Annotated in this window: 24 protein-coding genes; 13 read left to right on the top strand and 11 right to left on the bottom strand. The window is 60.4% G+C overall.

All coding sequences use genetic code 11. The features are described from left to right. The first annotated feature begins 10 nt into the window (after nucleotides 1-10). Nucleotides 11-1,381 (top strand): adenylosuccinate lyase, encoded by a 1,371-nt coding sequence (gene purB, locus SSARUM2_RS10010; protein ID WP_060438765.1) that lies wholly within the window; start codon nucleotides 11-13, stop codon nucleotides 1,379-1,381. A gap of 51 nt (nucleotides 1,382-1,432) precedes the next feature. Here the strand turns inward: purB and SSARUM2_RS10005 are convergent, their stop codons facing one another. The 3 genes from SSARUM2_RS10005 to SSARUM2_RS09995 all read right to left on the bottom strand — a co-directional run bounded on the left by SSARUM2_RS10005 (nucleotide 1,433) and on the right by SSARUM2_RS09995 (nucleotide 4,235). After that, on the bottom strand, nucleotides 1,433-2,137 hold the full coding sequence (locus SSARUM2_RS10005) for a GNAT family protein (protein ID WP_060452867.1): 705 nt from the start codon (nucleotides 2,135-2,137) through the stop codon (nucleotides 1,433-1,435). Nucleotides 2,138-2,152: 15 nt separating this feature from the next. Next, nucleotides 2,153-2,605: a GNAT family N-acetyltransferase gene (locus SSARUM2_RS10000; protein ID WP_043147288.1), complete on the bottom strand. Its 453-nt coding sequence runs from the start codon at nucleotides 2,603-2,605 to the stop codon at nucleotides 2,153-2,155. A 115-nt stretch (nucleotides 2,606-2,720) separates the two neighbouring features. After that, on the bottom strand, nucleotides 2,721-4,235 hold the full coding sequence (locus SSARUM2_RS09995; protein ID WP_060452866.1) for a PLP-dependent aminotransferase family protein: 1,515 nt from the start codon (nucleotides 4,233-4,235) through the stop codon (nucleotides 2,721-2,723). 138 nt (nucleotides 4,236-4,373) lie between these two features. Between SSARUM2_RS09995 and SSARUM2_RS09990 the strand changes: the two genes are divergently transcribed. Next, a complete protein-coding gene (locus SSARUM2_RS09990; RefSeq protein WP_033646376.1) occupies nucleotides 4,374-5,138 on the top strand; it encodes a GntR family transcriptional regulator in 765 nt (254 codons plus the stop codon). Here the strand turns inward: SSARUM2_RS09990 and SSARUM2_RS09985 are convergent. Then, a complete protein-coding gene (locus SSARUM2_RS09985) occupies nucleotides 5,122-6,153 on the bottom strand; it encodes an ADP-ribosylglycohydrolase family protein (protein WP_060452865.1) in 1,032 nt (343 codons plus the stop codon). The two genes, SSARUM2_RS09990 and SSARUM2_RS09985, sit on opposite strands and share 17 nt — an antisense overlap. Before the next feature lie 380 nt (nucleotides 6,154-6,533). Here SSARUM2_RS09985 and phoP point away from each other — a divergent pair, with 380 nt between their 5' ends. The 3 genes from phoP to SSARUM2_RS09970 all read left to right on the top strand — a co-directional run bounded on the left by phoP (nucleotide 6,534) and on the right by SSARUM2_RS09970 (nucleotide 9,874). Further along, complete coding sequence (gene phoP / locus SSARUM2_RS09980; protein ID WP_282488653.1) at nucleotides 6,534-7,205, top strand: two-component system response regulator PhoP; 672 nt, start codon at nucleotides 6,534-6,536, stop codon at nucleotides 7,203-7,205. A 5-nt stretch (nucleotides 7,206-7,210) separates the two neighbouring features. Next, nucleotides 7,211-8,668, top strand: coding sequence for a two-component system sensor histidine kinase PhoQ (phoQ, locus tag SSARUM2_RS09975; protein WP_033638202.1), 1,458 nt, complete (start codon nucleotides 7,211-7,213; stop codon nucleotides 8,666-8,668). 84 nt (nucleotides 8,669-8,752) lie between these two features. Then, nucleotides 8,753-9,874: a cupin domain-containing protein gene (locus SSARUM2_RS09970; RefSeq protein WP_041034750.1), complete on the top strand. Its 1,122-nt coding sequence runs from the start codon at nucleotides 8,753-8,755 to the stop codon at nucleotides 9,872-9,874. A gap of 42 nt (nucleotides 9,875-9,916) precedes the next feature. Here the strand turns inward: SSARUM2_RS09970 and SSARUM2_RS09965 are convergent, their stop codons facing one another. The 5 genes from SSARUM2_RS09965 to pepT all read right to left on the bottom strand — a co-directional run bounded on the left by SSARUM2_RS09965 (nucleotide 9,917) and on the right by pepT (nucleotide 16,477). Continuing rightward, nucleotides 9,917-11,005, bottom strand: a complete 1,089-nt coding sequence (locus tag SSARUM2_RS09965) for a malate/lactate/ureidoglycolate dehydrogenase (RefSeq protein WP_060438821.1) — start codon at nucleotides 11,003-11,005, stop codon at nucleotides 9,917-9,919. Nucleotides 11,006-11,269: 264 nt separating this feature from the next. Further along, on the bottom strand, nucleotides 11,270-11,542 hold the full coding sequence (locus SSARUM2_RS09960) for a hypothetical protein (RefSeq protein ID WP_033638197.1): 273 nt from the start codon (nucleotides 11,540-11,542) through the stop codon (nucleotides 11,270-11,272). Further along, nucleotides 11,539-13,716: an S-type pyocin domain-containing protein gene (locus SSARUM2_RS09955; protein WP_225369062.1), complete on the bottom strand. Its 2,178-nt coding sequence runs from the start codon at nucleotides 13,714-13,716 to the stop codon at nucleotides 11,539-11,541. The genes SSARUM2_RS09960 and SSARUM2_RS09955 overlap by 4 nt, the downstream gene beginning before the upstream one ends. 92 nt (nucleotides 13,717-13,808) lie before the next feature. Then, entirely contained in the window at nucleotides 13,809-14,948 is a 1,140-nt protein-coding gene (locus tag SSARUM2_RS09950) for a tail fiber domain-containing protein (RefSeq protein ID WP_049196636.1), read from the bottom strand. A gap of 299 nt (nucleotides 14,949-15,247) precedes the next feature. Continuing rightward, the gene (pepT, locus tag SSARUM2_RS09945) at nucleotides 15,248-16,477 is read right to left on the bottom strand and encodes a peptidase T (protein WP_004941154.1); all 1,230 of its coding nucleotides are present in this window, start codon (nucleotides 16,475-16,477) and stop codon (nucleotides 15,248-15,250) included. 57 nt (nucleotides 16,478-16,534) lie between these two features. On the opposite strand from pepT, the gene SSARUM2_RS09940 reads away from it, so the two are divergent. The 6 genes from SSARUM2_RS09940 to SSARUM2_RS09915 all read left to right on the top strand — a co-directional run bounded on the left by SSARUM2_RS09940 (nucleotide 16,535) and on the right by SSARUM2_RS09915 (nucleotide 22,759). Continuing rightward, nucleotides 16,535-16,807, top strand: coding sequence for a hypothetical protein (locus SSARUM2_RS09940; RefSeq protein WP_101456414.1), 273 nt, complete (start codon nucleotides 16,535-16,537; stop codon nucleotides 16,805-16,807). 25 nt (nucleotides 16,808-16,832) lie between these two features. Next, a complete protein-coding gene (potA, locus tag SSARUM2_RS09935; protein WP_033638194.1) occupies nucleotides 16,833-17,948 on the top strand; it encodes a spermidine/putrescine ABC transporter ATP-binding protein PotA in 1,116 nt (371 codons plus the stop codon). Next, the gene (gene potB, locus SSARUM2_RS09930) at nucleotides 17,932-18,792 is read left to right on the top strand and encodes a spermidine/putrescine ABC transporter permease PotB (RefSeq protein ID WP_033646379.1); all 861 of its coding nucleotides are present in this window, start codon (nucleotides 17,932-17,934) and stop codon (nucleotides 18,790-18,792) included. The genes potA and potB overlap by 17 nt, the downstream gene beginning before the upstream one ends. Further along, entirely contained in the window at nucleotides 18,789-19,571 is a 783-nt protein-coding gene (gene potC, locus SSARUM2_RS09925; RefSeq protein WP_033638190.1) for a spermidine/putrescine ABC transporter permease PotC, read from the top strand. Before potB ends, potC begins: the two co-directional genes overlap by 4 nt. Nucleotides 19,572-19,789: 218 nt before the next feature. Further along, a complete protein-coding gene (locus SSARUM2_RS09920) occupies nucleotides 19,790-21,349 on the top strand; it encodes a PTS transporter subunit EIIC (RefSeq protein ID WP_033638189.1) in 1,560 nt (519 codons plus the stop codon). A 24-nt stretch (nucleotides 21,350-21,373) separates the two neighbouring features. Next, nucleotides 21,374-22,759, top strand: coding sequence for a glycoside hydrolase (locus SSARUM2_RS09915; protein WP_041034743.1), 1,386 nt, complete (start codon nucleotides 21,374-21,376; stop codon nucleotides 22,757-22,759). 17 nt (nucleotides 22,760-22,776) lie between these two features. On the opposite strand, the gene SSARUM2_RS09910 is transcribed toward SSARUM2_RS09915, so the two are convergent. Beyond that, nucleotides 22,777-23,478 carry a MurR/RpiR family transcriptional regulator gene (locus SSARUM2_RS09910; protein ID WP_033638186.1) on the bottom strand — a complete coding sequence of 234 codons (702 nt, stop codon included), beginning with the start codon at nucleotides 23,476-23,478 and terminating at the stop codon, nucleotides 22,777-22,779. Between SSARUM2_RS09910 and SSARUM2_RS09905 the strand changes: the two genes are divergently transcribed. Beyond that, nucleotides 23,468-23,785, top strand: coding sequence for a hypothetical protein (locus tag SSARUM2_RS09905; protein ID WP_125460748.1), 318 nt, complete (start codon nucleotides 23,468-23,470; stop codon nucleotides 23,783-23,785). The two genes, SSARUM2_RS09910 and SSARUM2_RS09905, sit on opposite strands and share 11 nt — an antisense overlap. Further along, nucleotides 23,715-24,758, top strand: coding sequence for a spermidine/putrescine ABC transporter substrate-binding protein PotD (potD, locus tag SSARUM2_RS09900; protein WP_033638184.1), 1,044 nt, complete (start codon nucleotides 23,715-23,717; stop codon nucleotides 24,756-24,758). The genes SSARUM2_RS09905 and potD overlap by 71 nt, the downstream gene beginning before the upstream one ends. Nucleotides 24,759-24,806: 48 nt before the next feature. On the opposite strand, the gene cobB is transcribed toward potD, so the two are convergent. Further along, nucleotides 24,807-25,643 (bottom strand): Sir2 family NAD+-dependent deacetylase, encoded by an 837-nt coding sequence (gene cobB / locus SSARUM2_RS09895; protein WP_033638183.1) that lies wholly within the window; start codon nucleotides 25,641-25,643, stop codon nucleotides 24,807-24,809. Nucleotides 25,644-25,648: the final 5 nt, after the last annotated feature.

Raw genomic sequence — 25,648 nt, 5'->3', positions numbered from 1 at the left:
GTTGCTACCGATGGAATTATCCTCACTGACCGCCGTTTCCCCCGTTGATGGACGCTACGGTGATAAAGTCAGCGCACTGCGTCCCATTTTCAGCGAATACGGTCTGCTGAAATTCCGCGTACAGGTTGAAGTACGTTGGCTGCAAAAACTGGCGGCCTGCGCAGAAATCAAGGAAGTTCCCGCTTTTGACGCCGACGCAAACGCTTTCCTCGACAAAATCGTCGCGGAATTCAATGAAGAAGACGCTCAGCGCATCAAAACCATCGAGCGCACCACCAACCACGACGTGAAAGCGGTCGAATATTTCCTGAAGGAAAAAGTGGCGGCGGTGCCTGCGCTGCACGCGGTGTCCGAGTTCATCCACTTCGCCTGCACCTCCGAAGACATCAACAACCTGTCGCATGCGCTGATGCTGCAAAGCGCCCGTCAGGACGTGGTGCTGCCTTACTGGCGCAAGATCATCGACGCGCTGAAAGGGCTGGCGCTGGAATACCGCGATATTCCGCTGCTGTCGCGCACCCACGGCCAGCCGGCGACCCCGTCGACCGTCGGCAAAGAGTTCGCCAACGTGGCTTACCGCATGGAGCGCCAGTACCGCCAGCTGGAGCGCGTGGAGATCATGGGTAAAATCAACGGCGCGGTCGGCAACTACAACGCCCACATCGTCGCTTACCCGGAAGTGGACTGGCACCAGTTCAGCGAAGCGTTCGTGACCTCGCTCGGCATCACCTGGAACCCGTACACCACCCAGATCGAGCCGCATGACTACATCGCCGAGCTGTTCGACTGCGTAGCGCGTTTCAACACCATTCTGATCGACTTCGACCGCGACATCTGGGGCTACATCGCCCTGAACCACTTCAAGCAGAAGACCATCGCCGGCGAAATCGGTTCTTCCACCATGCCGCACAAGGTCAACCCAATCGACTTCGAAAACTCCGAAGGCAACCTGGGCCTGGCCAACGCCGTGCTGGGCCACCTGGCGGGCAAACTGCCGGTGTCCCGCTGGCAGCGCGACCTGACCGACTCCACCGTGCTGCGTAATCTGGGCGTAGGCCTGGGCTACGCGCTGATCGCCTATCAGGCCACCCTGAAAGGCATCAGCAAGCTGGAAGTGAACCAGGCGCACCTGCTGGACGAACTGGATCACAACTGGGAAGTGCTGGCCGAGCCGATCCAGACCGTGATGCGCCGCTACGGCATCGAGAAGCCTTACGAGAAGCTGAAAGAGCTGACCCGCGGCAAGCGCGTGGACGCCGCCGGCATGCAGGCGTTCATCGATGGCCTGGCGCTGCCGGAAGAAGAGAAAACCCGTCTGAAGACGATGACCCCGGCCAACTACATCGGCCGCGCCACCATCATGGTCGACGAGCTGAAATAAGCGCTTTAGCCTGACAACGACAAGGCGGCCTGCGGGCCGCCTTTTTCTTTGCTATTCGCCGCGCAGCACCTGCAACCGGGCTATCTGCCGCCCCTGCGCATCGAAGTTGTCCGCACTCAGCCAGCGCGCCAGCGCCTGCCGCACCGTCGGCCAGCGGTCGGCGGTGATGGCGAACCAGTCGGTATCCCGGCTGCGCCCCTTGACGATCACCGCGAAGCGGAAGTTGCCCTCGTAGCGAAAGCCAAAGCGCAGCGCGGCCTGGCGGGACGGCGCGTTATGACTATCGCACTTCCACTCGCAGCGGCGGTAGCCCAGCGTGTCGAAAGCATAGCGCAGCAGCAGCGCGATGGCCTCGGTGGCGCTGGAGCGCTGTTTCATCAACGGCGACCAGCTGACGTGGCCGATCTCCAGCACCCCGTTGGCTTCGTCGATGCGCATCAGCGCCACCGTGCCCACCGGCGCATCGCTGGCGGCGTCGAACACCGTCAGATTAACCAGCGCCGGGTTGGCCTGCAGCGTCTCCAGATGCTGCAACATCGCCGCCGGCGTATCGGGCCGTTCGATGGACAGATAGGTCCAGTCGCGGCCGTCCGGCGCCAGTTGAAACGCCTCGAACAGCGCGGCGTAATCCCGCTGCGGCTCGAGCGGCGCCAGCGAGCAGAAACGCCCGCCGAACGTCGCGCCGCCGGGGCGGCGAGCCGGCTGCCAATCCGGCATCGGTTCGCCAACCGGCTGACCATAACGATTCATTGCCATACACGCCTCCTGCGGTTAACGGGTATAAACGATAAACGAGCTTCTTCTGCCGATTTTGTCGTACAGCGAACGCGCCGGCGCGTTGTACTCCTGGGTCATCCAGTAGACCCGATCGCTGCCGCGCATCTCTGCCAAGCGATACGCCTGTTCGAACAACTTTTCCGACACCTTGTGGCCGCGCGCCTGCGGCGACACATAGAGATCTTCGATATAACAATAGCCGACCGCGCTCCAGGTGGACGGATGGAACACCAGGTTCATCAGCCCCAGCAGTTGGCCGTCGGCATCCTGCGCCACCAGCCCGTACACCTGTTCATCCTGCCCCAGGCGTTCGAAGGTGCGATCGGTCACCTGCGGCGCCACGTCGGCGCGATAAAAATCGAGATAGCCCTGCCACAGCGCCAGCCACTGTGCTTTGTCGTCGCCATTGATTCTGCGGATAGTCACTTCAGGGTTGTATGGGTTCATAGCGCCTCACGGAGTAAGATGTTATTTCCATTGGGGAAATAACCGGATAGCGGCAGAATACACCGCGCGGCGACGGTACAATACGGACCAATACGAAACGCAGAGCAGACCAATTTTAGCCGTCGCTTGCCACCGGCAGCGCGTTGAACACCTGCGCCAGCGTCGCGATAAAGCGCACGATCTCATCCGGCGTATAGGCCGAGAAGCCGAGCACCAGCGCCCCGCGCTGCGGCGTGCCGGTATAGAAGTCCGCCAGGCCGTACAGCCGAATCCCCCGTTCGGCGGCGGCCTCCACCAGCCGCCGCTCCGTCGCCGCATCCGCCAACGGGCACACCAGCTGCAGCCCGCCCTGCGGCAACGCCGGGCGCGTCCAGGCCGCCAGGTGACGATGCACCGCGTCGTACAGCACGTCCAACCGCGCCTTGTACAGCGTGCGCATATTGCGCAGATGCTCGGCGTAGCCGCCCTCGTGCAGGAAGTGGAACAGCGTCATCTGCGCCAGCGCCGACGTGTAGCCGTCCTGAAACTGCCTGGCGGCGACCAATGGCCGCACCAGCTGCGGCGGCGCAATCATGAAACCGATGCGCAGCCCCGGAAACAGCGTCTTGCTGAAGGTGCCGATGTACAGCGTGCGCCCGCCGCTGTCCAGCCCCTGCAATGCCGCCTTGGTTTGCCGGTCATAGTTGAACTCGGCGTCGTAGTCGTCTTCGATGATCCAGGCCCGCTGCCGCTGCGCCCACTGCAGCAGCGCCAGCCGCCGCTCGAGGCTCAGCGAATACCCCAGCGGGTAGTGATGGGACGGCGTGATGTAAACACCCCGTCCGCCGCCCGAGGCCTGCATCAACTGCCCGACGTCCAGCCCCTGCTCGTCGATACCGATCGGCCGCGCCTGCAGCCCCGCCGACTGCACCAGCTTTTTCGCCCCCTGGTAACCCGGCTCTTCGACGAACACCGCATCGCCGGGATCGAACAGCACCTGGGTACACAGCGCCAACGCCTGCTGAGAGCTGGTCACCACGATCACCTGTTCCGCCGTCGCCTTCACGCCCCGCTCCCGCTGCAGATAGCGCGCGATCTCCGCGCGCAGCTCCGGCAACCCTTGCGGATCGGCATACCCCAACAGCCGCTCGCCGTGCCGCCGTAGCGCCTGCTTTTCCTGCTGCAGCCATTGCTCGATGGGAAACGCCCGCAGGTCCGCCAGCGAAGGCGTCAGCGAAGCCTGGCGGCTGGTGTGCGGCGTATGGCTGACCGCCAGCAGCGCCCGGCCGCGATCGCTCAGCTCGCGCTCCGCCAGCCGCGCCTCTTGCCCTGCCGCCGTCGCCAGCAGTTCACGGCCGAGCAGCGTGTCGCAGCGATAACGCACAAAGCTGCCGCGCCCCACCGTTCGGCTGATGAACCCCTCCGCTTCCAGCCGCGCGTAGGTCTGTTCCACCGTGTCGCGCGCCACCGTCAGCCGGGCCGCCAACGCGCGGCTCGGCGGCAGCTGCGTCCGCCAGGGCAGTTCTCCGGCGGCGATTAGTTGTATCAGGGCCTGATGCAGCGCCGAACGCCGGGTCAGACCTTGCCGCCGCTGCTGCGCGAAGGCGGCCAGGATCGCCGCGTCGTCCGCGTGTCGTGGGGTATCGCTCATGGGGTATTTGTTTCTCCTGGCTCAGGGGCCGACGCACTACTCTACCTCATTTCCTCCCAGCGGCGGCGGCAGTTGCGCTGCCCGGCGAAATCCCCTTAAATAAGCCATCGCATTGCGGCTACAGGACTTCCGTCGGCTATGAGCAAGGAGACCAACCAGCGTCTGCTGGACAAACTGCAGCAGGATCTGGCCAGCGCGGGCGCGATGCCGCTGTATTTGCGCTTCAACGCCTCGGTGCGCCAGGCCATCGAGCAGGGGTTGCTGAATGCGGGGGATTTTTTGCCCAGCGAGCGCCTGTTCACCGAACGGCTCGGCATCTCGCGCATCACGGTGCGCAAGGCGCTGGCCTGCCTCGAGCAGGACGGCATCATCGGCCGTTCGCGCGGCTACGGCACCTTTATCCAACCGCAGCGGCCCGAGCCGAAGCTGTTCTATTCATTGGCGGACGTGAAAGGATTCTCACGCGAGGTGATACAGCAGGGGCGCCGGCCGGACACGCAGTGGATCAGCCGCGAACGGATACCCGCCGGCGCTGAACTGGCTGAAAAGCTCCAGCTGGCGGCCGGAACGCCGATCTACCAGCTCAAACGCATTCACCTGATCGATCGGCGGCCAATGTCGGTGGCGGTGTCCTACGTAGTGGTGACGGCAATTGCCAACGTCGACGAGATCGGCATCTCGCTGTACGACTACTTCCGGCGCAATAAGGTGGAGATGGGATCGCTGCGCAGCCAGGTCAGCGCGGCGATGGCCGACGACGATATCCGTCAGGCGCTGCGGCTCTCGGAGCCGATGCCGCTGTTGATCGTGCGCCAGACGCTGTTCGACCACCAAAAAAAGCCGATCGAATACAGTGAAAGCTTCTGCCGCAGCGACATGTACGAATTTACCAGCGAAAGCTGACCCGTTGCGTCACGCGGCGGCGAAAACGCGCGAACGCCTGAACGTAAGCCCCGATATCCAGCGGATTCACCCGTTTTAACTCCGCCAGCAGCCCCGGATCAATCGCCTCGGCGCCGTGCAGCGCGCCGCAAATCGCGGTGGCCATCGCGCCGATGGTGTCGGTATCGCCGCCCAGGTTGGCGCACAGCACGGCGCACCGGGTAGGATCGGTTTGCGCCAGCTGCACCATCGCCAGCGCTGCGGGCACCGACTCGATGGTGCTCACCCCGGCCCCGATCAGCTGATACACCCGCTCGGAGGCCTGCTCGGTGCCGGTGGCTTCATCCACCACCTGAAACGCCAGTTCGATGCGCGCCGCCAGCGAAGGGCTGAACGTCGTCTCCTGCCGGCGCTGGGCATACTCCGCCACCCCCGGCAACGCCAGGCGAATGGAGGCCCAGTCAGCCCCTTCCACCGCCCGCGCCACGGCCCAGGCGATCGCCACCGCACCGGCGACGGCGATGTCGGATTTGTGCGTCGGGCTGCAGGCCAGCCACACCTGTCGGCAGAAATCCTCCAGCGGCGCGGAAGGCAGCACGCAGCCCAAAGGCGAAATGCGCATCGCCGCACCGTTGGTGATGCCGCTGTTTTCCAACTCGGCGATCGGCGTGCCCGCTTTTTGCTCGCTCAGCGCCATTTTGGAACTGGGGCCAAGAATGTTCTTGTTGAAAGCGTCAAAACCGTCCACCCAGCGGATCACGTTGCGGGCGATCAGCTCCGGCACCACCTCGCCTTGCGCCTCCACCAGCGCATCGGCCAACGCCAATGCCATCGCGGTATCGTCGGTATATTGCCCGGCCTTGAAATAACAGGCGGCGGTGTTCTCCGCCGGCCCGTCGAGAAAGCCGTCTATCCAGCCGAAGTGGCGCTTAACCCGCTCACGCGGCCACAGCTCGGAAGGCATGCCGAGCGCGTCGCCCAGCATCTGTCCGTAAAGTGCGCCCGCTATGCGTTCCGCCTGGGTTAACTGCTTCATCCGTCGCTCCTGAGAAAATGTGCCGATGCCTCAATAATACCTTATTAGTACCTTTAAAGCTTATCAAGCGCCCCGGCTCACACGTTCTTTCCGCGGGCAATGCCCGGCGCGTTTAAGTTGCGTTTAACGTCGCCCCGCCGCTGTTTATCCGACGTTTATCAGAACTTGTCGATAATGTCGGCGAACAAATTGATAACGCTTATTTTAATACATTGCTTCGGCTCTCTTGCGAGCCGGGCGGGTTATACCTACCATAGCCTCAGCACTTTTTGTCAACATGGTTCAGGTGGCCGCGTTATCCCCTGACACGCCGCAGAGCGTGTTCCCTTTTTATCGCGTGGGTGACAGGACGTTCACCCGCATAGTCACAGGAGTTCGCCATGCGAGTACTGGTTGTTGAAGATAATGGTCTGCTGCGCCACCACCTTTCCGTTCAGATGCGCGAGATGGGCCATCAGGTCGACGCGGCCGAAGACGCCAAGGAAGCCGATTACTTCCTGCAGGAGCACGCGCCGGATATCGCCATCGTCGATCTCGGCCTGCCGGGTGAAGACGGTCTGAGCCTGATCCGCCGCTGGCGCGCGCACCAGGCCAAGCTGCCGATCCTGGTGCTGACCGCCCGCGAAAGCTGGCAGGACAAAGTGGCGGTGCTGGAAGCCGGCGCCGACGACTATGTCACCAAGCCGTTCCACCTGGAAGAAGTGATCGCCCGCATGCAGGCGCTGATGCGCCGCAACAGCGGCCTGACTTCGCAGGTGATCGTGCTGCCGCCGTTCCAGATCGATCTGTCGCGCCGCGAGCTGAGCGTCAACGATCGGCAAATCAAGCTGACCGCCTTTGAATACACCATCATCGAAACCCTGATCCGCAACGCCGGCAAGGTGGTGAGCAAGGATTCGTTGATGCTGCAGCTCTACCCGGACGCCGAGCTGCGCGAAAGCCACACCATCGACGTGCTGATGGGCCGCTTGCGCAAGAAGGTGCAGGCGGAATATCCGCATGAAGTGATCACCACGGTACGTGGCCAGGGCTATCGTTTTGACGCGAAGTGAACATAATGTTCAACAAGAATAAAAAACCCTTTTCGCTGCGTGCCCGCTTCCTGATGGCGACCGCCGGAGTGATCCTGGCGCTGTCGCTCTCTTACGGTTTGGTGGCGGTCGTCGGCTATATCGTCAGCTTCGACAAAACCGCCTTCCGCCTGCTGCGCGGCGAGAGCAACCTGTTCTTCAGCCTGGCGCAGTGGAAAGACAACAAGCTCACCATCGCCATTCCCCCCGATATCGATCTCAACTTCCCGACGCTGGTATTTATCTACGACGATAAAGGCAACCTGCTGTGGAGCCAGCGCAAGGTGCCGGAGCTGGAGAAGCTGATCAACAAGGAATGGCTGGAGGAGTCCGGCTTTTACGAAATCGACACCGACACCCGCGTCAGTAGCGAAGTGCTGGGGGACAACCCCAAAGCGCAGGATCAGCTGAAAAATTACGACGATACCGATCAGAACGCGCTGACCCACTCGGTGGCGGTCAATACCTATGCCGCCACGCCTCGCCTGCCGGCGCTGACCATCGTGGTGGTCGACAGCATTCCGCAGGAGCTGCAGCGATCCGACGTGGTGTGGGAGTGGTTCAGCTACGTGCTGCTGGCCAACCTGCTGCTGGTGGTGCCGCTGCTGTGGCTGGCGGCCTACTGGAGCCTGCGGCCGATCAAGGCGCTGGTCAATCAGGTGGGCGAGCTGGAGAACGGCGAACGCGATCAGCTGGATGAGAACCCGCCCAGCGAGCTGCGCGGGCTGGTGCGCAATCTGAACATTCTGGTGCGCAACGAACGCCAGCGCTACACCAAGTACCGCACTACCCTGTCGGATTTGACCCACAGCCTGAAAACGCCGCTGGCGGTGCTGCAAAGCACCCTGCGCTCGCTGCGCAGCGGCAAGCAGACCACCATCGAAGAAGCCGAGCCGATCATGCTGGATCAGATCGGGCGCATCTCGCAGCAAATCGGTTACTACCTGCACCGAGCCAGCATCAACTCCGGCCAGACGGTGTTGACGCGCGAGATCCATTCGGTGCCGGCGCTGCTCGACAGCCTGGTGGTGGCGCTAAATAAGGTTTATCAGCGCAAAGGGGTGGTGATCACGCTGGACATCTCGCCGGAAGTGACCTTTATGGGCGAGAAAAACGACTTTATGGAAGTGATGGGCAACGTGTTGGAAAACGCCTGCAAATACTGCCTGGAGTTCGTGGAGATCACCTCGCTGCACTCCGAGAAAAACCTCACCATCGTTATCGACGACGACGGCCCGGGGATCCCGGAAAGCAAGCGCCAGCTGATCTTCCAGCGCGGCCAGCGGGTGGATACTCTGCGCCCCGGCCAGGGCCTGGGTTTGTCGGTGGCGGCGGAGATCATCGAGCAGTACGACGGCGAAATCGTCATCAGCGACAGCCCGCTCGGCGGCGCGCGCATGCAGGTCACCTTCGCCCGCCAGCACGACACCCACCACAACGAGTAAATTATGCCGCTGCGGCCCCGATCCACGGGGCCAAACTTCCGTTATAATCGCACACAGGCTCACTCCTCTCTCCTGGAATAGAACATGGATTATCAATTAGACCTGGACTGGAACGATTTTTTGCAACGTTATTGGCAAAAGCGTCCGGTGATTCTGAAGCGCGGCTTCAAAAACTTTATCGATCCGATCTCCCCGGATGAGCTGGCCGGGCTGGCGATGGAAAACGAAGTGGACAGCCGCCTGGTCAGCCACCAGGACGGCCGTTGGCAGGTCGCGCACGGCCCCTTCGAGAGCTTCGATCACCTGAGCGAAAACAACTGGTCGCTGCTGGTGCAGGCGGTGGACCACTGGCATGAGCCTTCCGCGGCGCTGATGCGCCCGTTCCGCCAGCTGCCGGACTGGCGGATGGATGACCTGATGATCTCCTTCTCGGTACCGGGCGGCGGCGTCGGCCCGCACCTCGATCAGTACGACGTGTTCATCATTCAGGGCACCGGCCGCCGCCGCTGGCGCGTCGGGGAAAAAACGCCGCTGAAACAGCACTGCCCGCACCCGGATCTGCTGCAGGTGGAGCCGTTCGACGCCATCATCGACGAAGAGATGGAGCCGGGCGACATTCTCTACATTCCGCCGGGCTTCCCGCATGAAGGCTACGCGCTGGAAAACGCGCTCAACTATTCGGTGGGCTTCCGCGCGCCGAACGGCCGCGAGCTGGTGAGCGGCTTCGCCGACTACGTGCTGGCGCGCGAGCTGGGCAGCAAACGCTACAGCGATCCGGACGTTAAACTGCGCGAACACCCGGCGGAGATCCTGCCGCAGGAAGTGGACGCCTTACGGCAGATGATGCTGGATCTGGTGCAACAGCCGGAACACTTCCAGCACTGGTTCGGCGAGTTTATCTCCCAGTCGCGCCACGAGCTGGATCTGGCGCCGCCGGAGCCGCCGTATCAGGCCGGGGAAATCTACGAGCTGCTGCAGCAGGGTGAAGCGCTGCAGCGCCTGGGCGGGTTGCGCGTGCTGCGCGTCGGCGATCGCTGCTTCGTCAACGGCGAGCTGATCGACACCGACCAGCTGCAGGCCGCAGACGCCCTTTGCCAGAACTTCAGCGTCGACGCCGCCCTGCTCGGCGACGCGGTGGACGATCCGTCGTTCCTGGCGCTGCTGACCGCACTGGTCAACAGCGGTTATTGGTACTTTAACGACTGATTGCCGTCACGCGAACAAGCCACCCTGCCGGGTGGCTTTTTTTTATCCCTGGCGCGCCTGCGCGCGGTAATCCGCCAGTTCCCCCGCCGTCATGCCCGCCTGCTCCGCCGCCGCGCAAATCTGCCGCCAGGTATTGGCGTCTATCGGTATGCCCTGCTCCAGCCGCGCCGCGCGGTTGGCCTCTTCCCACTCTCCCGGCACCGCGATCGGCTGTTCGCCGTTCGGCGGCGAAGCCTTCACCCAGCCGATAAACGCTTCGGCCTCGGCCTGCATTTGCGGGGCGTCGAAGGCCTGAGGATCGAGGATCAGGGTGGTCATGCAGTTGAAGATGGCGTCGCTGTCGGCTTTCAGCGTGGCGGCGTGGGTGGTGCGGCCGCCGGAGAGCGCGCCGCCGAGGATCTCGCACATCGCCGCCAGCGCATAACCCTTATGCAAACCGAACGGCAGCAGCGAACCGAACGGCGCTTCGTGCATCACCTTCGGTTCGGCAGTCGGCCGCCCGTGTTCGTCGATCAGATAGCCCGGCGCCACCGACAACCCTTTGTTATAGGCCACCCGAGTCTTGCCGAAGGCGATGCCGCTGGTGGCGAAATCCAACAGCAGCGGCGTGCGGCCCGGCCGCGGGAAAATGGCGCAGAACGGGTTGGTGCCGAAGCGGCGATCGTTGCCGCCGAACGGCGCCACCATCGGATCGCCCACCACGTTGACGAAGTGAATCGAGATAAAACCGGCGCGGGCGCACTGCTCCGCCCAATGGCCGATGCGGCCGATATGGTGCGCGTTGTGCAGCGCCACCGCCGCTAGGCCCAGCTTGCCGGCGCGTTCGATGCCCAGCGCCATCGCTTCGCTGGCCACCACCTGACCGAAACCGCGCGCACCGTCGAGCGTCAGCACCGCGCCGGCGTCGCGCACCACTTCGGCGTGCTGATTGAGCTGCAATTGCCCCTGCGCCAACGACGCCATGTAGCTGGGGATCATGCCGACGCCGTGTGAGTCGTGCCCGGCCAGATTGGCCTGCACCAGATGATCGGCCACCAGCTCGGCTTCGCGCGCCGTGCTGCCGGCCTGGCGCCAAATCGCCTGAACGAACTGCGCCAAATGCGGGCTGGCGATACGGTATTCGGTGCTCATCATGCGGTCCTTATGCGTGGGGAATGTGCTTCCACACTATGAGCAACGCCTTGTTGCGGCAAGCGATTATGATAATCGCAAGCGTCCCGTTTTAACTACAGTATCCGCACGTTAGCCCAGGCGACAAAAAGAGCGAGGACCGCTACTTTTGCCACCCGGCACAAGACTCGCGTTATGGTGCCCCCCACCTTCCAAAAAAGGAAACCCCCAACAAAATTTCGTTTGCTGGGGGTTAAAAATGCACGAATCAGACCATAACCACGGCTATTCGATACCGTATTTTTTCTCGGTTACGAATTTCGGCTCTTTCCAGTTGGGGCCTTTTTTAACAAGCATTTTGTCGCCCCATTCAATAACACCATTCTGACGTAACTGTTCGAACACCCGCCTGAATTCACCATTCCCAATTACTGCGAAATTATGGCGACTAAAGAATCGATCCATTTGGGGATAACCAAACCCATCCTCATTTCTCACCAAAAAGGCAATGACGTCAGAAATTTTTTCTTCTTTTGCCAAGCGTTCTAAATCAATCATTTTAGCATCCTCAACTCTTGTTGTTCAGCAGCGTCTAAAGCCTCCTGCGTATAGAGCAAAGCCTCGCTGTTGCCTAATTGATAATCTTCCAACGTCGCAGTATGCGTATTATTCCACACTTCCCCTTGATTATCTGGCACAGAGCCATCTCTAATACCCAAATTGCGATAACGCTCCAATTCCCTGATCTCATGTGTATAAAATCGCCTGTCAGTATCGGTCGGGGGCAGTTCTCCCTTCAAGATCTTTTCCAGGCGGCCAATCATCACTTTGTTAGCGTCCGACTCTGTAAAACGCCCAGTATGCAACTTCACCTTATCCACGCCGGCACGGTCGATGCTGGCCCCTTTCCAATCCAGATTCTGGATGGGGCCTCCAGCTTTATTGGTGTTGTATTCACGACCGCTGTATTTGCCCCTGGCGTTGGTTTCACCATAGGGCTTGCTCACCATCACATAGATGGCCTCTACACCAATCTCCGTCGCATCCGGCTGCCACAGGATAAAGTCTTGCAGATCCTGCACCACATCCGCCGGGAAGGTGGTGACCACGATGCTGTCCGCCTGCCTGATGCCGGTGCCGGTATGCACTGGCGATTTGGGCCCCGGTGAGCCGTTGCCGGTATGCGGCGGCGCGGCCGGCCCGGTCGGCACCGGGTTAATCAGTATCGTCCTCGCCGGCACCCCCGCCATTGCGGGCAGCGTGATTTTGTCCAGCCCCGTCAGCTCATCGCGAACGGGTCTGAATACCGGCACGCTCGGCGATACGCCGCCGACGCCCGTTCTGACGAAGTTGACGCTCTGTCTCCCGTCATCGTCAGTGGTGATAAATCCGCGCACCGGCAAATCGACCGAGGTCATGCCGGGCTGGATGATCGCCCTGCCCGCCGCCGCCAGGCTCGCCTGGAGGGCAAACAGATTGACATCCCGCCCTGGCACCCGATCGCTCCCTGCACCGACCTCCGTCGGGTAGAAGCCGAGGGCAAAAGCCCCCAGCACCGATCCGGCGGCGACTACGGTGCCGGCGCGTATACTGCCAACTTCGTAGGCCGCCCGCCACGACGCACTGGCTGCCCAGCCAGCCAGTTCGCTCGTGGTCGTCATCACACCTTGCCCGACTATCGACGTCTGCAGCATCGCGGGCGCACGGTTGAGCACCACGGCGCCTGCAGCTGTCAGCGCAGCGTTCGCTGCCTTAAGCTTTTCCGGGGAGTATGCCGGTGCATCCAGAATCCCCGCTTTGGCGAACAACGCTTTTCTTGCGGCTTCCACCTTGCGGGCCTCTTCAGCCTTGCGGGCTTCTTCTGCTTTGCGAGCCTCTTCAGCCTTGCGAGCTTCTTCAGCTTTGCGGGCCTCTTCAGCCTTACGAGCTTCTTCGGCTTTGCCGGCCTCTTCGGCCTTACGAGCTTCTTCGGCCTTGCGGGCTTCTTCTGCTTTCCGCTGTTCCTCAGCGACATCCTTAAGCATCTGTTGCCACTGTTGGTAAGCACGGGTAAGCGAAGGAACTTCTACTGTGGTTTTTCGGTACCCCGTCCGACTGTCTCCTTTCCCCCCACCGTTAATCTCATACTCAATCACAACCTCAGTCATGACTTTATTGTTATTCAGCCAATAGCCCGGTGGTATCTTCCCTTGAAAAACAGAGGAATAGGCACTAAACGTAACGTTGTTTTCCGCCACCGTATTGGCATCACCATTGTTACCGCTGGGCCCACGCTCGTAATCACCGAGTCGGTAGCCGGTTTCAACCTTTCCTAAATAATGCGTATTTTCATTTACTGTGCCCTCGCTGGTGGTAAATGAAGATATTAAATCCCCTTTGATTCGCGGTCGCACTGACTGGAAAGCCATCTCTACGGCGAGAGACTGCTCTCGACGCATACCCGAAAGGCTTATACTCAGCAGACCGCGGGCATCTACACTGACTAACTCAACTTTCGCCGATGGACTAATGCGCAGAGCCCGCTTTTGCAAATCCGCCAGCATGCTTTTAATCGCTGGATCATTCAGCACTGCGGTCATCTGGCGTTGGAAAGCACCCGCCTGAGAGTTGTCGTTGCCACTGTCTCGACCGCCATTGCCATTGGAGCCGCCACCGGGTTCGGGAGTATCTCCTTTTTCAGAACTCCAGTCAGTCCCATCCCCTTTTCCACCACCATAGTTAAATCCGCCCATATCTTTCTCCTTGCTCAAGGCAGGCGGAGCAAATACTGCATTATTCAGCCGCAATAATTACTCCGTTGAAAACATCGTCAATTGGCCGCAGCTCAAACATTTTGAGATGTTGAAATCCTGGCTTCCAACGCCGCCAACCGCGATTCCAACCCTTCTCGGGCCGCTCGCTCTTCCTTAAGCGCCTCAACCAGCAACGCCACCACGCCGTTGATATTGATGCCCCGCGCATCCTTCAGTACGCTGCCGTCGTTGAGCTTCAATTCGGTTTGGGTTACCGACTGCGGCAATACGCTCTCCACTTCCTGAGCGATCACCCCGGCCTCCGGCACGCCCTGTTTGAGGTAGGTGTAGCCGCCGATGCGGGCTAGTTTGTCCAATGCGCCTTCGATTTGGGTGATGTCCGTTTTCATGCGGGCATCGGAGCTGCTGTTCCAGGCGCCGTTGGTGTAGGCATGACCGTTATTCCGGAACTCATACCATCCTTGCGCCCCGCCGTTGGCCACATGGAATGCCATGGCATGGTATTGGCTAATGTGTTCAATATGATAAATATCTGCGCTCAGATCCCCATTTCCCTGAAGACGCACCCCATTGGTAATACGTTCTGCTTTACCTGAAACGTCAATATTGCCGGCAGCGACAATCCAGCCATTGCCGTTACGTTTTGTCAGTTGCCCGGCAGAGAGCTCGCTGTTCGCCTTTACTTGAATTTCATTCCAGCGTCCCGCAAGGTCGCTATAAGCCAGTAATCCCGTATCTTCTTTCCCGGGGATAATCCGCGCGCCCATCATCATAGAAGAACTGACTCCGCTGGTGACGAAGCGCGTATGAATATACGGTGCGTTGTATGCCTGCCCATTTATCAGGGGAGTGGGTCCAGTGGTCACAGCCCCTATACCCGCGTCATGCGATACCATCGCACCACCGGAAATATCAACGCCGTTGCCGAGTGCAACCCTGCCGGAAGCCAGGCTGAAAGCGAAAGGACGCGAGGTGTTCCATTGTCCGTTTTGAGCTTGCCCAGCCTGAGTTGTCAGTAAGTAGAAAGCCTCGCCATCATTACGCAGCATCACACCGGTATTGCCATTTGCCAGCCGAAAACCGTTGGCCGATTTGGAGACGATTTCACCGTCGCTGACCACGCGCTGGCGCAGCGTAGACAGCGATTTCAGTTCGGCAATATCGTCGTTAACGCCGTTAATCACCTGAGCATTTTTCTTTTCTTCTGCCATGATTATTACCCTCTTACGTCCTGTTTGATGGCGGTTAACAGCGCTCATTCCCCCAGCATTCCCTGGCCACTGGGCTCACCGCACCGAAGCTGTAAAACCGGTTAAGCACACAGCAATCCTGTATGCATAACCAGCACTCTATCTCTGAGGATAACGGGATTCCCTCACCACGGGTTGTATGGTCAAGGGGACAACAATGAGGCAGGGAACGATAAGAGAACGGCGGGCGCGCTGAGCACGCCGGGCGTATCAGAAAAGGGAATGCGGGCCGGCGCAAGCCGGCCGGGGAACGAAGGCGTTTACCGCGCCCGCTCGGCGGCCAGCGCCGCGATGCGCATGATCACCGCCACCGCTTGCTCCATGCCTTCCAGCGTCACGAACTCGTGCTTGCCGTGGTAGTTGTAGCCGCCGGTGAACAGGTTCGGGCACGGCAGGCCGCGGAACGACAGCTGCGCGCCGTCGGTGCCGCCGCGGATCGGCTTCATCACCGGTTCGATGTCGCAGTCGCGCATCGCCTGCTGCGCCAGCGCAATCACGTGCGGGTGCTCCGCCACCTGTTCGCGCATGTTGTAATAGCTGTCTTCGATGCTCACTTCGATATAGCAATCGCGCGGCAGGCCTTTGCCGACCTCACGGGCGATGTCCACCATCTTGCGCTTGCGCGCCTCGAATCCTTCGCGCTCGAAGTCGCGCAGGATATAGTGCATTTCGGCGCGCTCCACGCTGCCCTTGATGCTGCTGAGGTGATAAAAGCCCTGGTAGCCTTCGGTGGTCTCCGGCGCTTCGTCCGCCGGCAGCGCCTGATGAATGCGGGTGGCCAGCGACAGCGCGTTGACCATCACGCCCTTGGCGCTGCCGGGGTGCACGCTGTTGCCGAGGATTTTGATCGTCACCGAGGCGGCGTTGAAATTCTCGCACTCCAGCTCGCCGACGCCGCCGCCGTCCACGGTATAAGCCCATTCGGCATTGAAGGCCGCCACGTCGAACAGCTGCGCCCCCTTGCCTACCTCCTCGTCCGGGGTGAAGGCTACGCGGATGTCGCCATGCGGGATTTTGCGCGCGCGCAGGCGCACCATGGCGGTGAGGATCTCGGCGATGCCGGCCTTGTCGTCGGCGCCCAGCAGCGTTTTGCCGTCGGTGGTGATCAGGGTTTGCCCCAGCATCTGGTGCAGGATCGGGAACATCACCGGCGACAGCACTTCATCGCCGATGCCGAGCGCGATGTCGCCGCCGCGATAGTTCTCGACGATCTGCGGATTGACGTGTTTGCCGCTGAAATCCGGCGAGGTATCCAAATGGGCGATAAAACCGACCGCCGGCACCGGCCAGGCGACGTTGCCCGGCCAGGTGCCCATCACGCAACCGTGTTCGCTGAGCGACACCCGCTCGAAGCCGAGCGCGATCATTTCCTGCTGCAACGCACGCGCCAGCTTCAACTGCCCGTCGGTGCTCGGCACATGCTTTACGTTCGCTTTGGACTGGGTGTCGAAAGAGACGTAGTTGAAAAAGCGGTCAAGTAATTTGTCCATGGTAGCGGCCCCTCAGAATATCGCGTTTCATTATGCGGAACCGATCAGGATCAAATATTGCGTCAGGTCATTTTTAACCAGAATTCGCCAATATCATTAATCTTTGTGATGATTTCTGAGGGAAATAACACTGTCATCACAGGGTCATTTGTCGCTATCATGATGAAAAACGCGGCATCTGGGCCGGATCGGCTTTCAATTCCGGCATTCAGCGTCTATCATGCGCGCTCGAAAAATTTCCATTGGCGCAACTGGTTTGAGCTTCATTTGATCAGCGGGCATCCCGCAAGCTCCGGCAGTCTTTTCCAGTTGCGGTTCTATCTGCATTAGCCCACGGGATAGAGTAATACGATAAATGACTGAGACATCCTCTCGAGCACCCCTTGTTGAACTGCATGCCCTGAGCAAAGCGTTCGATGGCAAAACCATCATTGCCGATCTCGAACTGACGATTAACCACGGCGAATTCCTCACCATTCTCGGCCCCTCCGGCTGTGGCAAAACCACGGTGCTGCGCCTGATCGCCGGTCTGGAAGACGCCGATTTGGGCCGCATCGTGCTCGACGGCCAGGACATCACCGCCATTCCGGCCGAGCATCGCCACGTCAACACCGTGTTTCAGAGCTATGCGCTGTTTCCGCACATGTCAGTGTTCGACAACGTCGCCTTCGGCCTGCGCATGCAAAAGGTGCCGGCGGCGGAACTGACGCCGCGCGTCGAAGAGGCGCTGCGCATGGTGCAGCTGGATACCTTCGCCCAGCGGCGGCCGGGCCAGCTCTCCGGCGGCCAACAGCAGCGCGTGGCCATCGCCCGCGCGGTGGTCAACAAGCCGAAGGTGCTGCTGCTGGACGAATCGCTGTCGGCGCTGGACTATAAGCTGCGCAAACAGATGCAGAACGAGCTGAAGGCGCTGCAGCGCAAGCTGGGCATCACCTTCGTGTTCGTCACCCACGATCAGGAAGAAGCGCTGACCATGTCGGATCGCATCGTGGTGATGCGCGAAGGCCGCATCGAGCAGGACGGCACGCCGCGCGAGATCTACGAAGAGCCGAAGAACCTGTTCGTCGCCAGCTTCATCGGCGAGATCAACATTTTCGACGCGGTGGTCTTGCAGCGCCTCGATCCGCAGCGGGTGCGCGCCAACGTCGAGGGCCGCGAGTGCGACATCTACGCCGATCTGCCGGTGGAGCCGGGCCAAAAGCTGAAGGTGCTGCTGCGCCCGGAAGACCTGCGGGTGGAAGAAGTGAACGACAGCGCGCAGCACGACGGGCTGATCGGCTACGTGCGCGAGCGCAACTACAAAGGCATGACGCTGGAATCGGTGGTCGAGCTGGAGAGCGGTAAAACGGTGATGGTCAGCGAGTTCTTCAACGAAGACGATCCGGACGTCGATCACTCGCTCAATCAGAAGATGGCGGTGACCTGGGTTGAAAGCTGGGAGGTGGTGCTGGCCGATGAAGAAATCGCGTAAAGTCTTCCAGAATGTGGTGATCGTCGGCGTCGTCGCCTGGCTGCTGCTGTTCGTGTTCATGCCGAACCTGATGATCATCGCCACCAGCTTCCTGACCCGCGACGACGCCAATCTGGTGCAGATGGTGTTCACGCTGGACAACTACCGGCGCTTGTTCGATCCGTTGTATGCCCAGGTGCTGCTGCACTCGCTGAACATGGCGCTGATCGCCACCCTGTGCTGCCTGGCGATCGGCTATCCGTTCGCCTTTATCCTGGCGCGGTTGCCGCAGAAGGTGCGGCCGCTGCTGCTGTTTCTGCTGATCGTGCCCTTCTGGACCAATTCGCTGATCCGCATCTACGGCCTGAAGCTGTTTCTCAGCACCCGCGGCTATCTCAACGACGCGCTGCTGTGGATCGGCGTCATCGACAAGCCGCTGCGCATCATGTACACCTCGGAAGCGGTGATCCTCGGCCTGGTGTATATCCTGCTGCCATTTATGGTGATGCCGCTCTACTCCAGCATCGAAAAGCTCGATAAGTCCTGCCTGGAGGCGGCGCGCGATCTCGGCGCCGGCAAGCTGCAGACCTTTATCCGCATCATCGTGCCGCTGACCATGCCGGGCATTATCGCCGGCTGCCTGCTGGTGGTGCTGCCGGCGATGGGGCTGTTCTTCGTCGCCGATCTGATGGGCGGCGCCAAGAATCTGCTGATCGGCAACGTGATTAAAAGCCAGTTCCTCAATATCCGCGACTGGCCGTTCGGCGCGGCCACCAGCATCTGCCTGACGCTGGTGATGGGGCTGTTGCTGCTGGTCTATTACCGGGCCGCCCGCCTGCTGAACAAGAAGGAGGATCTGGCATGATCGGACGTCTGCTGCGCGGCGGCTTTATGGCGCTGGTATACGCTTATCTGTATATCCCGATCGTCATCCTGATCGTCAACTCCTTCAACGCCTCGCGCTTCGGCATCAGTTGGCAAGGAGCCACCACCCAGTGGTACAGCACGCTGCTCAACAACGACAGCCTGCTGCAGGCCGCCGGCCATTCGCTGACCATGGCGGTGCTCTCCGCTACCTTCGCTACGCTGATCGGCTCGCTGACCGCGGTGGCGCTGTACCGCTACCGCTTCCGCGGCAAGCCGTTCGTCGGCGGCATGCTGTTCGTGGTGATGATGTCACCGGACATCGTGATGGCCATCTCGTTGCTGGTGCTGTTCATGCTGCTGGGCATTTCGCTCGGCTTCTGGTCGCTGCTGTTCTCGCACATCACCTTCTGCCTGCCGTTCGTGGTGGTGACCGTCTACGCGCGCCTGAAAGGCTTCGACGTGAAGATGCTGGAGGCCGCGCGCGATCTCGGCGCAAGCGAGTTCACCATTCTGCGCAAGATCATCCTGCCGCTGGCGATGCCGGCGGTGGCGGCCGGCTGGCTGCTGAGCTTCACCCTGTCGATGGACGACGTGGTCGTCTCCTCCTTCGTTACCGGCCCGAGCTACGAGATCTTGCCGCTGAAGATCTATTCGATGGTGAAAGTCGGCGTCTCGCCGGAGGTCAACGCGCTGGCCACCATTTTGCTGCTGCTGTCGCTGGTGCTGGTGATCGCCAGCCAGTGGGTGATGCGCGATCGCGCGCCCAAGGCCGAATAATCCTCCCCGCCGGGCGCTGCGGCGCCCGGTTGTGATCCCCTTCACAACCGGCACCGGTTGTCACTCCCTGACCATCGGTGCCTATTTCCGCCCCGCCGATTGCAGCGGCGAAAACTTCCCCCTATAACTGAACCCAGGCAAGGTGCCTTATTTTTTTCTCGCTTCCAGGGAGTTTATTCAGCAACGTCGTCATCCATTAAAATATAAAAGGAACTGCCATGAAAGGTATTATCGATAATATCTTAAGCAAGCTGCAGCTTTTCTCCAAAGCCATGATGGGGCCGATATTTTTCCTGCCGGTGATCGGTCTGATTCTGGCGCTCAGTTCTATTCTCACCAATGCCACACTTATCAATGAACATTCCGCCGTGTTCTCTATCGGTAAAATGATCGGCGATACCTTCTGGCCGTTATTCGGCAATCTCGGGCTGATTTTCTGCATCGGCATCACCTACGGCCTGGCCAAAGACAAAAAAAGCGAAGCGGCGCTGGTTGCGGTGATGTGCTTTATCATGTTCCTCGGCGCCAATTCGTCTTATCTGCAGCTCAGCGGCCACGTCGCGGCCAAGATCAACGGCGAATATTACGGCACCGGGCAGACGGAACTGCTGGGCTTTACCGTGGTGGATATGGGCATTTTTCTCGGTCTTATCCTCGGCGTCACCATCGCCTGGGTGCACAACCGCCTGTGCAACGTCGAGCTCAACGGCGTGTTCTCGGTCTACGGCGGCGCCAAACTGGTGCTGATCGCCATGACGCCGATCATCATGCTGTACGCCGTCGCCTTCAGCTACCTGTGGCCGGCCATCTCACAGGGCCTGATCGCGCTGACCGGCTTTATGAAAAGCTCCGGCTCGCTCGGGGTTTTCGTCTACGGCTTCTTCGAAAAATTCCTCATCCCCACCGGGCTGCACCACTTTATCTGGTCGCCGTTCCAGCTCACCAGCATCGGCGGTTCGATCGTGCAGGACGGCCAGACCGTCTCCGGCTCGCAGGCAATTTTCCTGGCCTATATGCGCGACCCGAGCATCTCGCCGCTGATGAACGAGGCGCTGCGCTTCTCGCAGCAAGGGATGGTGACCATCTTCGGCCTGTCGGGCGCGGCATTGGCTTTCTATCACACCGCCAAACCGGAAAAGAAAATGCTGGCCAAGGCGATTCTGATCCCGGCCATCACCACCTCGATCCTGGTCGGCATCACCGAGCCGATAGAGTTCACCTTCCTGTTTATCTCTCCGCTGCTGTGGGTGATCCACGCCGTGTTGACCGCGCTGTCGCAGGTGGCCTGCAACCTGTTCCAGGTGCGCCCCTGGGGCGCCAGCGGGCTGGTCGAGTTCCTGGCCTATAACCTGCCGCTGCCGGTCTCCCTCACCCGCTGGCCGCTGTATGTGGTCATCGGTCTGGTGCAGTTTGCGGTGTATTACCTGGTGTTCAAAACGCTGGTGCTGAAGCTCAATCTGAAGACGCCGGGCCGCGAAGATGATCAGGACGTCAAACTCTATTCCAAACAGGATTACCGGAACCGCAAAAATAACCCGGACGAGCTGAGCGGCATCATTATTCGCGCGCTGGGCGGCAAGGAAAACATTATTTCCGTCGACAACTGCTTCACCCGGCTGCGGGTGGAATTAAAGGATATGGCGCGGGTGGATGAAGCCGCGTTGAAAAGCACCGGCGCCAAAGGCGTGGTGAAGAATCGCCGTGAAGTGCAGGTGATTTACGGCGTCACGGTCGGCAAGGTCAAAAATCAGGTAGAGAAATATTTAGCGGCACTCTAACGCTTTATTAATGGGAGATATCGAATGAAATTAACCGTTCTCGGCGGCGGCGGCGTGCGTTCCCCGTTCCTCGCCAAATCCATCGCCTATAACGCCCATCGCATCGGCATTACCGAAGTGGTGTTTATGGATACCGATGAGCGCCATCTGGCGATCTACGGCGCCCTGGCGCAGGGCGTATTCCAGCGCATTCGCGGCGACATTGCTTTCAGCCTCAGCAGCGATGCGCGCCAGGCGCTGCAAGGCGCCGACTACATCATCACCACCCTGCGCATCGGCGGCGAGGAAGGCCGCATCCATGACGAGCGCATCGCGCTCAATCACCAGTTGCTCGGGCAAGAAACCACCGGCGCCGGCGGCTTCGCCATGGCGATGCGTTCGATTCCGGCGATCCTCGACTATTGCCGCCTGATCGAGCAGCTTTCCTCGCCGGACGCGGTGTTGTTCAACTTCACCAATCCTTCCGGCATGGTGACCGAGGCGATCATCAAATCCGGCTTCCAGCGCCGGGTCTACGGCATCTGCGACGCCCCCAGCGAGTTCATCCGCGAACTGGCCGAACTGCTGGACTGCCGCGAAGACCAGCTGAGCGTCGACTGCTTCGGCCTCAATCACCTTTCCTGGTTCCGCAATGCGCGCGTCAACGGCGAGCCGGTCACGGAACGGTTGCTGGCGGATCCGCGCCTGTATCGCGAAACCTGCATGAAATACTTCTCGCCGGAGCTGGTGGCGCTGTCGGACAACCTGATGCTCAACGAGTATCTCTACTATTACTACTACCGTGAGCAGGCGATCGCCGCCATCGTCGAGGGCGGCGAGACCCGCGGCGAACAAATCGCGGCGATCAACCGCCAAATGCTGTCGGCGTTGGGCGAGCTGGACATCCCCCGTCAGCTGGAGCACGCCTTCTCTGTCTACTTCAGCCATTACCTGCAGCGCGAAAATTCCTATATGCAGCGCGAGTCCAGCCAGGACAAGGTGAAAACGCGTGAGATGCTGACGCTGCAACAGTTTATCGAACAGCCTGACAGCGGCGGCTATGCCGGGGTGGCGATCGATATTCTGGAGGCGGTCAACAGCGGCCGGCAAAAACGCGTGGTGGTATCGATGCAAAACCGCGACACGCTCGATTTTCTGCACCCGGAAGACGTGATCGAAATCAGCTGCGAATTGAGCAGCGCCGGCATTCAGCCGGTCAAAATGCGTGATATTCCCGACACCCAGAAGAACCTGATTTCGCAGGTGAAAGAGTACGAACGGCTGGCGGTGGCGGCGATCCTGACCGGTAACCGCCAGCTGGCCATCAAGGCGCTGATGGTGCACCCGCTGGTCAACTCCTACTCGCTGGCGAAAACGCTGGTGGAGGAGTACCTGCAGGCCCACCGTCAGTATGCCGGGCACTGGCGCTAAACGGCGCGGCGCGGCCGTCAGCGGCCGCGTCGTTCAAACCAGGCGGTGATCACATTCTCGAATCCCAACAGACAGTGGCCGAAAAACGGATTGGGATAGTAGATATCGTGATCGTATTTTTGCCGGTCCTCAAACAGAAAGGTCATGTCGGCCTGCTGCGCCAGCGGGCTGTCGCCATCGCCGCAGAAGGCCGCCAACAGGATGCGGTTACGCTTCACCGCCTCGCTCCAGCTCAGCGCCGAGCCGCTGTTGCCCGACTTTGAAATCACGATCACCATATCGAAGCGAAAGCGCGTCTCACGGTCAAGAATGTCGAAATCCGGCCACAGCGACAGGTAACTGTCTACGCCCAGCGTCATAAACTTGTTGTACATATACTGCGCCACCAATTGCGAAAATCCGCTGCCGTGGATCAGGATCTTGCCGCTGTCGAGCAGATCGAGAAACTGCGCCGGCGGTGCCGCCGGCGTAGCGCGTTCCGCCTGATAGGCCGGCGCCATCGTCAGGTTGAATTTGATGAAATAGACCAGTTCGAGATAGCCGCGAAAGCCCAGCTTTTTGGCCAGCCGCACCAGCGTCGAGGGGGAACTGTAGCAGCGTGCGGACACCGCGCGGATGCCGTCGTCGATGCAGGCGTCCGGATTATCGAGAATGCAGTGCAAAATCGTCAGATCCGTCTTGCTGAGCTCCGCCTGGCTGAAGACCTGTTTGAAATTCATCGCCGCCCTCGTTTATTCGCCAAAATTATTGTTTCGCACGCGCTTCACCGCCTGTCCAGCGCGAGACAATCAAATTGTGATGCGCTTTAAGCCGCCAAACCCCTTGATTTGCCTGCGGGATAACCGCCTTTACCCACCCCGCCCCGCCCCCTATAATGGCCCCTTTCTGGGGTATGGCGCGGCCGAAAACGGCGGCTCATACGGGTTCGGCTCACGACTGCTGAAGGATACGCTGCATGAAAAAGTGGTCACATCTGCTCGCAGCCGGGATGATGGCGCTGAGTATCTGCTCTGCAAACGCCTCTGACGGCAAAACACTGTACTTCTATAACTGGACTGAATACGTCCCGCCGGGGCTGCTGGAGCAGTTCACCAAGGAAACCGGCATCAAGGTGATTTATTCCACCTATGAATCCAACGAAAGCATGTACGCCAAGCTGAAGACCTATAAAGACGGCGCGTACGATCTGGTGGTGCCTTCCACGTACTTCATCGCCAAGATGAGCAAGGAAGGCATGCTGCAAAAAATCGACAAGAGCAAGCTCAGCCACTTCAAGGATCTCGATCCTACCCTGCTGAACAAGCCGTTCGATCCCAACAACGACTATTCCATTCCTTACATCTGGGGCGCTACCGCCATCGGCGTCAACAGCGACGAGCAGGATCCCTCTACCGTTACCGCCTGGGCCGATCTGTGGCAGCCGCAGTACAAGGGCCGCCTGCTGCTGACCGACGACGCGCGCGAAGTGTTCCAGATGGCGCTGCTCAAGCTGGGCTATTCCGGCAACACCACCGACCCGAAAGAGATCGAAGCCGCCTATCACGAACTGCAGAAATTGATGCCGAACGTGCTGGCCTTCAACTCCGACAACCCGGGCAACCCGTTTATGGAAGGGGAAGTCAACGTCGGTATGGTGTGGAACGGTTCGGCCTTCGTGGCGCGCCAGGCCGGCACGCCGCTTGAGATCGTCTGGCCGAAGGAAGGCGGGATCTTCTGGATGGACAGCCTGGCCATTCCGGCCAACGCGCGCAACGTCGAGGGGGCGCTGAAGCTGATAGACTTCCTGCTGCGGCCGGAAATCGCGGTGCAGGTGGCGGAAACCATTGGTTACCCGACGCCGAACCTGGCGGCGAAAAAGCTGCTGTCGCCGGAGATCGCCAACGACAAGTCACTCTACCCGGACAAGGCGGTGATTGAGCACGGCGAGTGGCAAAACGACGTCGGCGATGCCAGCACGCTGTATGAAAGCTACTTCCAAAAGCTGAAAGCCGGGCGCTAATACGCCCCGCCATCCCATCAGGGCGCGCAGTGCGCCCTGATGCCTTTCTCAGGGCCTGTCGGCCCGCGCCACCTTGCCCACCAGGAACTTGTGCACAAAGCGCGGCACCACTTCGCTGGCCAGGCCGTAGTGCTTCTCGTCGAACTGGCTCTCCACCTGGCTTGGCTCCAGGTTCAGCTCCATGGCGTAGGCGCCGCCCAGCCGCGCCTCATGCACGAAGCCGGCCGCCGGGTAGACGTGGCCGGAGGTGCCGATGGCGACGAAGAAATCGGCCTTGCTCAGCGCCTGGTAAATGTCGTCCATGCCCAGCGGCATCTCGCCGAACCACACCACGTGCGGCCGCAGCGGCGCCGGGAACTGGCAGCAGTGGCAACGGTCGTCAACGCTGAGATCGCCGGGCCATTCGAACACCTGCCCCGACTGGGTGCAGCGCACCTTCAGCAGTTCGCCGTGCATGTGCAGCACCCGCTTGCTGCCGGCGCGCTCATGCAGGTTATCGATGTTTTGCGTGACCAGCAGGAAGTTTTCCCCCAGCCACTCTTCCAGATCAGCCAGCGCGCGGTGCGCGGCGTTCGGGGCGATCTCCTCCGTCTGCAGCTGGCGGCGGCGTTCGTTGTAAAACGCCTGCACCAGCGCCGGATCGCGCTGAAAACCTTCCGGCGTGGCGACGTCCTCCACCCGGTGCTCTTCCCATAGCCCATCCGCGGCGCGGAAGGTGCGAATGCCCGACTCGGCCGAAATGCCGGCCCCGGTCAACACCACCACAAACGGCTTTTTCAGCTCGGCCGCCGCCATGGTGTCACGGTGAAAAATGCGTGAACGAAAGCGCTGATGCAGCACATGCTTACTCTTGCGAAACTGACACAGCCGATGGCGAGTGTGCATTAACT

The organism is Serratia sp. K-E0102, from assembly GCF_029962625.1.
In the GTDB taxonomy this organism is placed as follows: domain Bacteria; phylum Pseudomonadota; class Gammaproteobacteria; order Enterobacterales; family Enterobacteriaceae; genus Serratia; species Serratia sarumanii.
The sequence above is the reverse complement of the archived record's forward strand: the minus strand, read 5'-3'. Positions and strand labels throughout refer to the sequence as shown.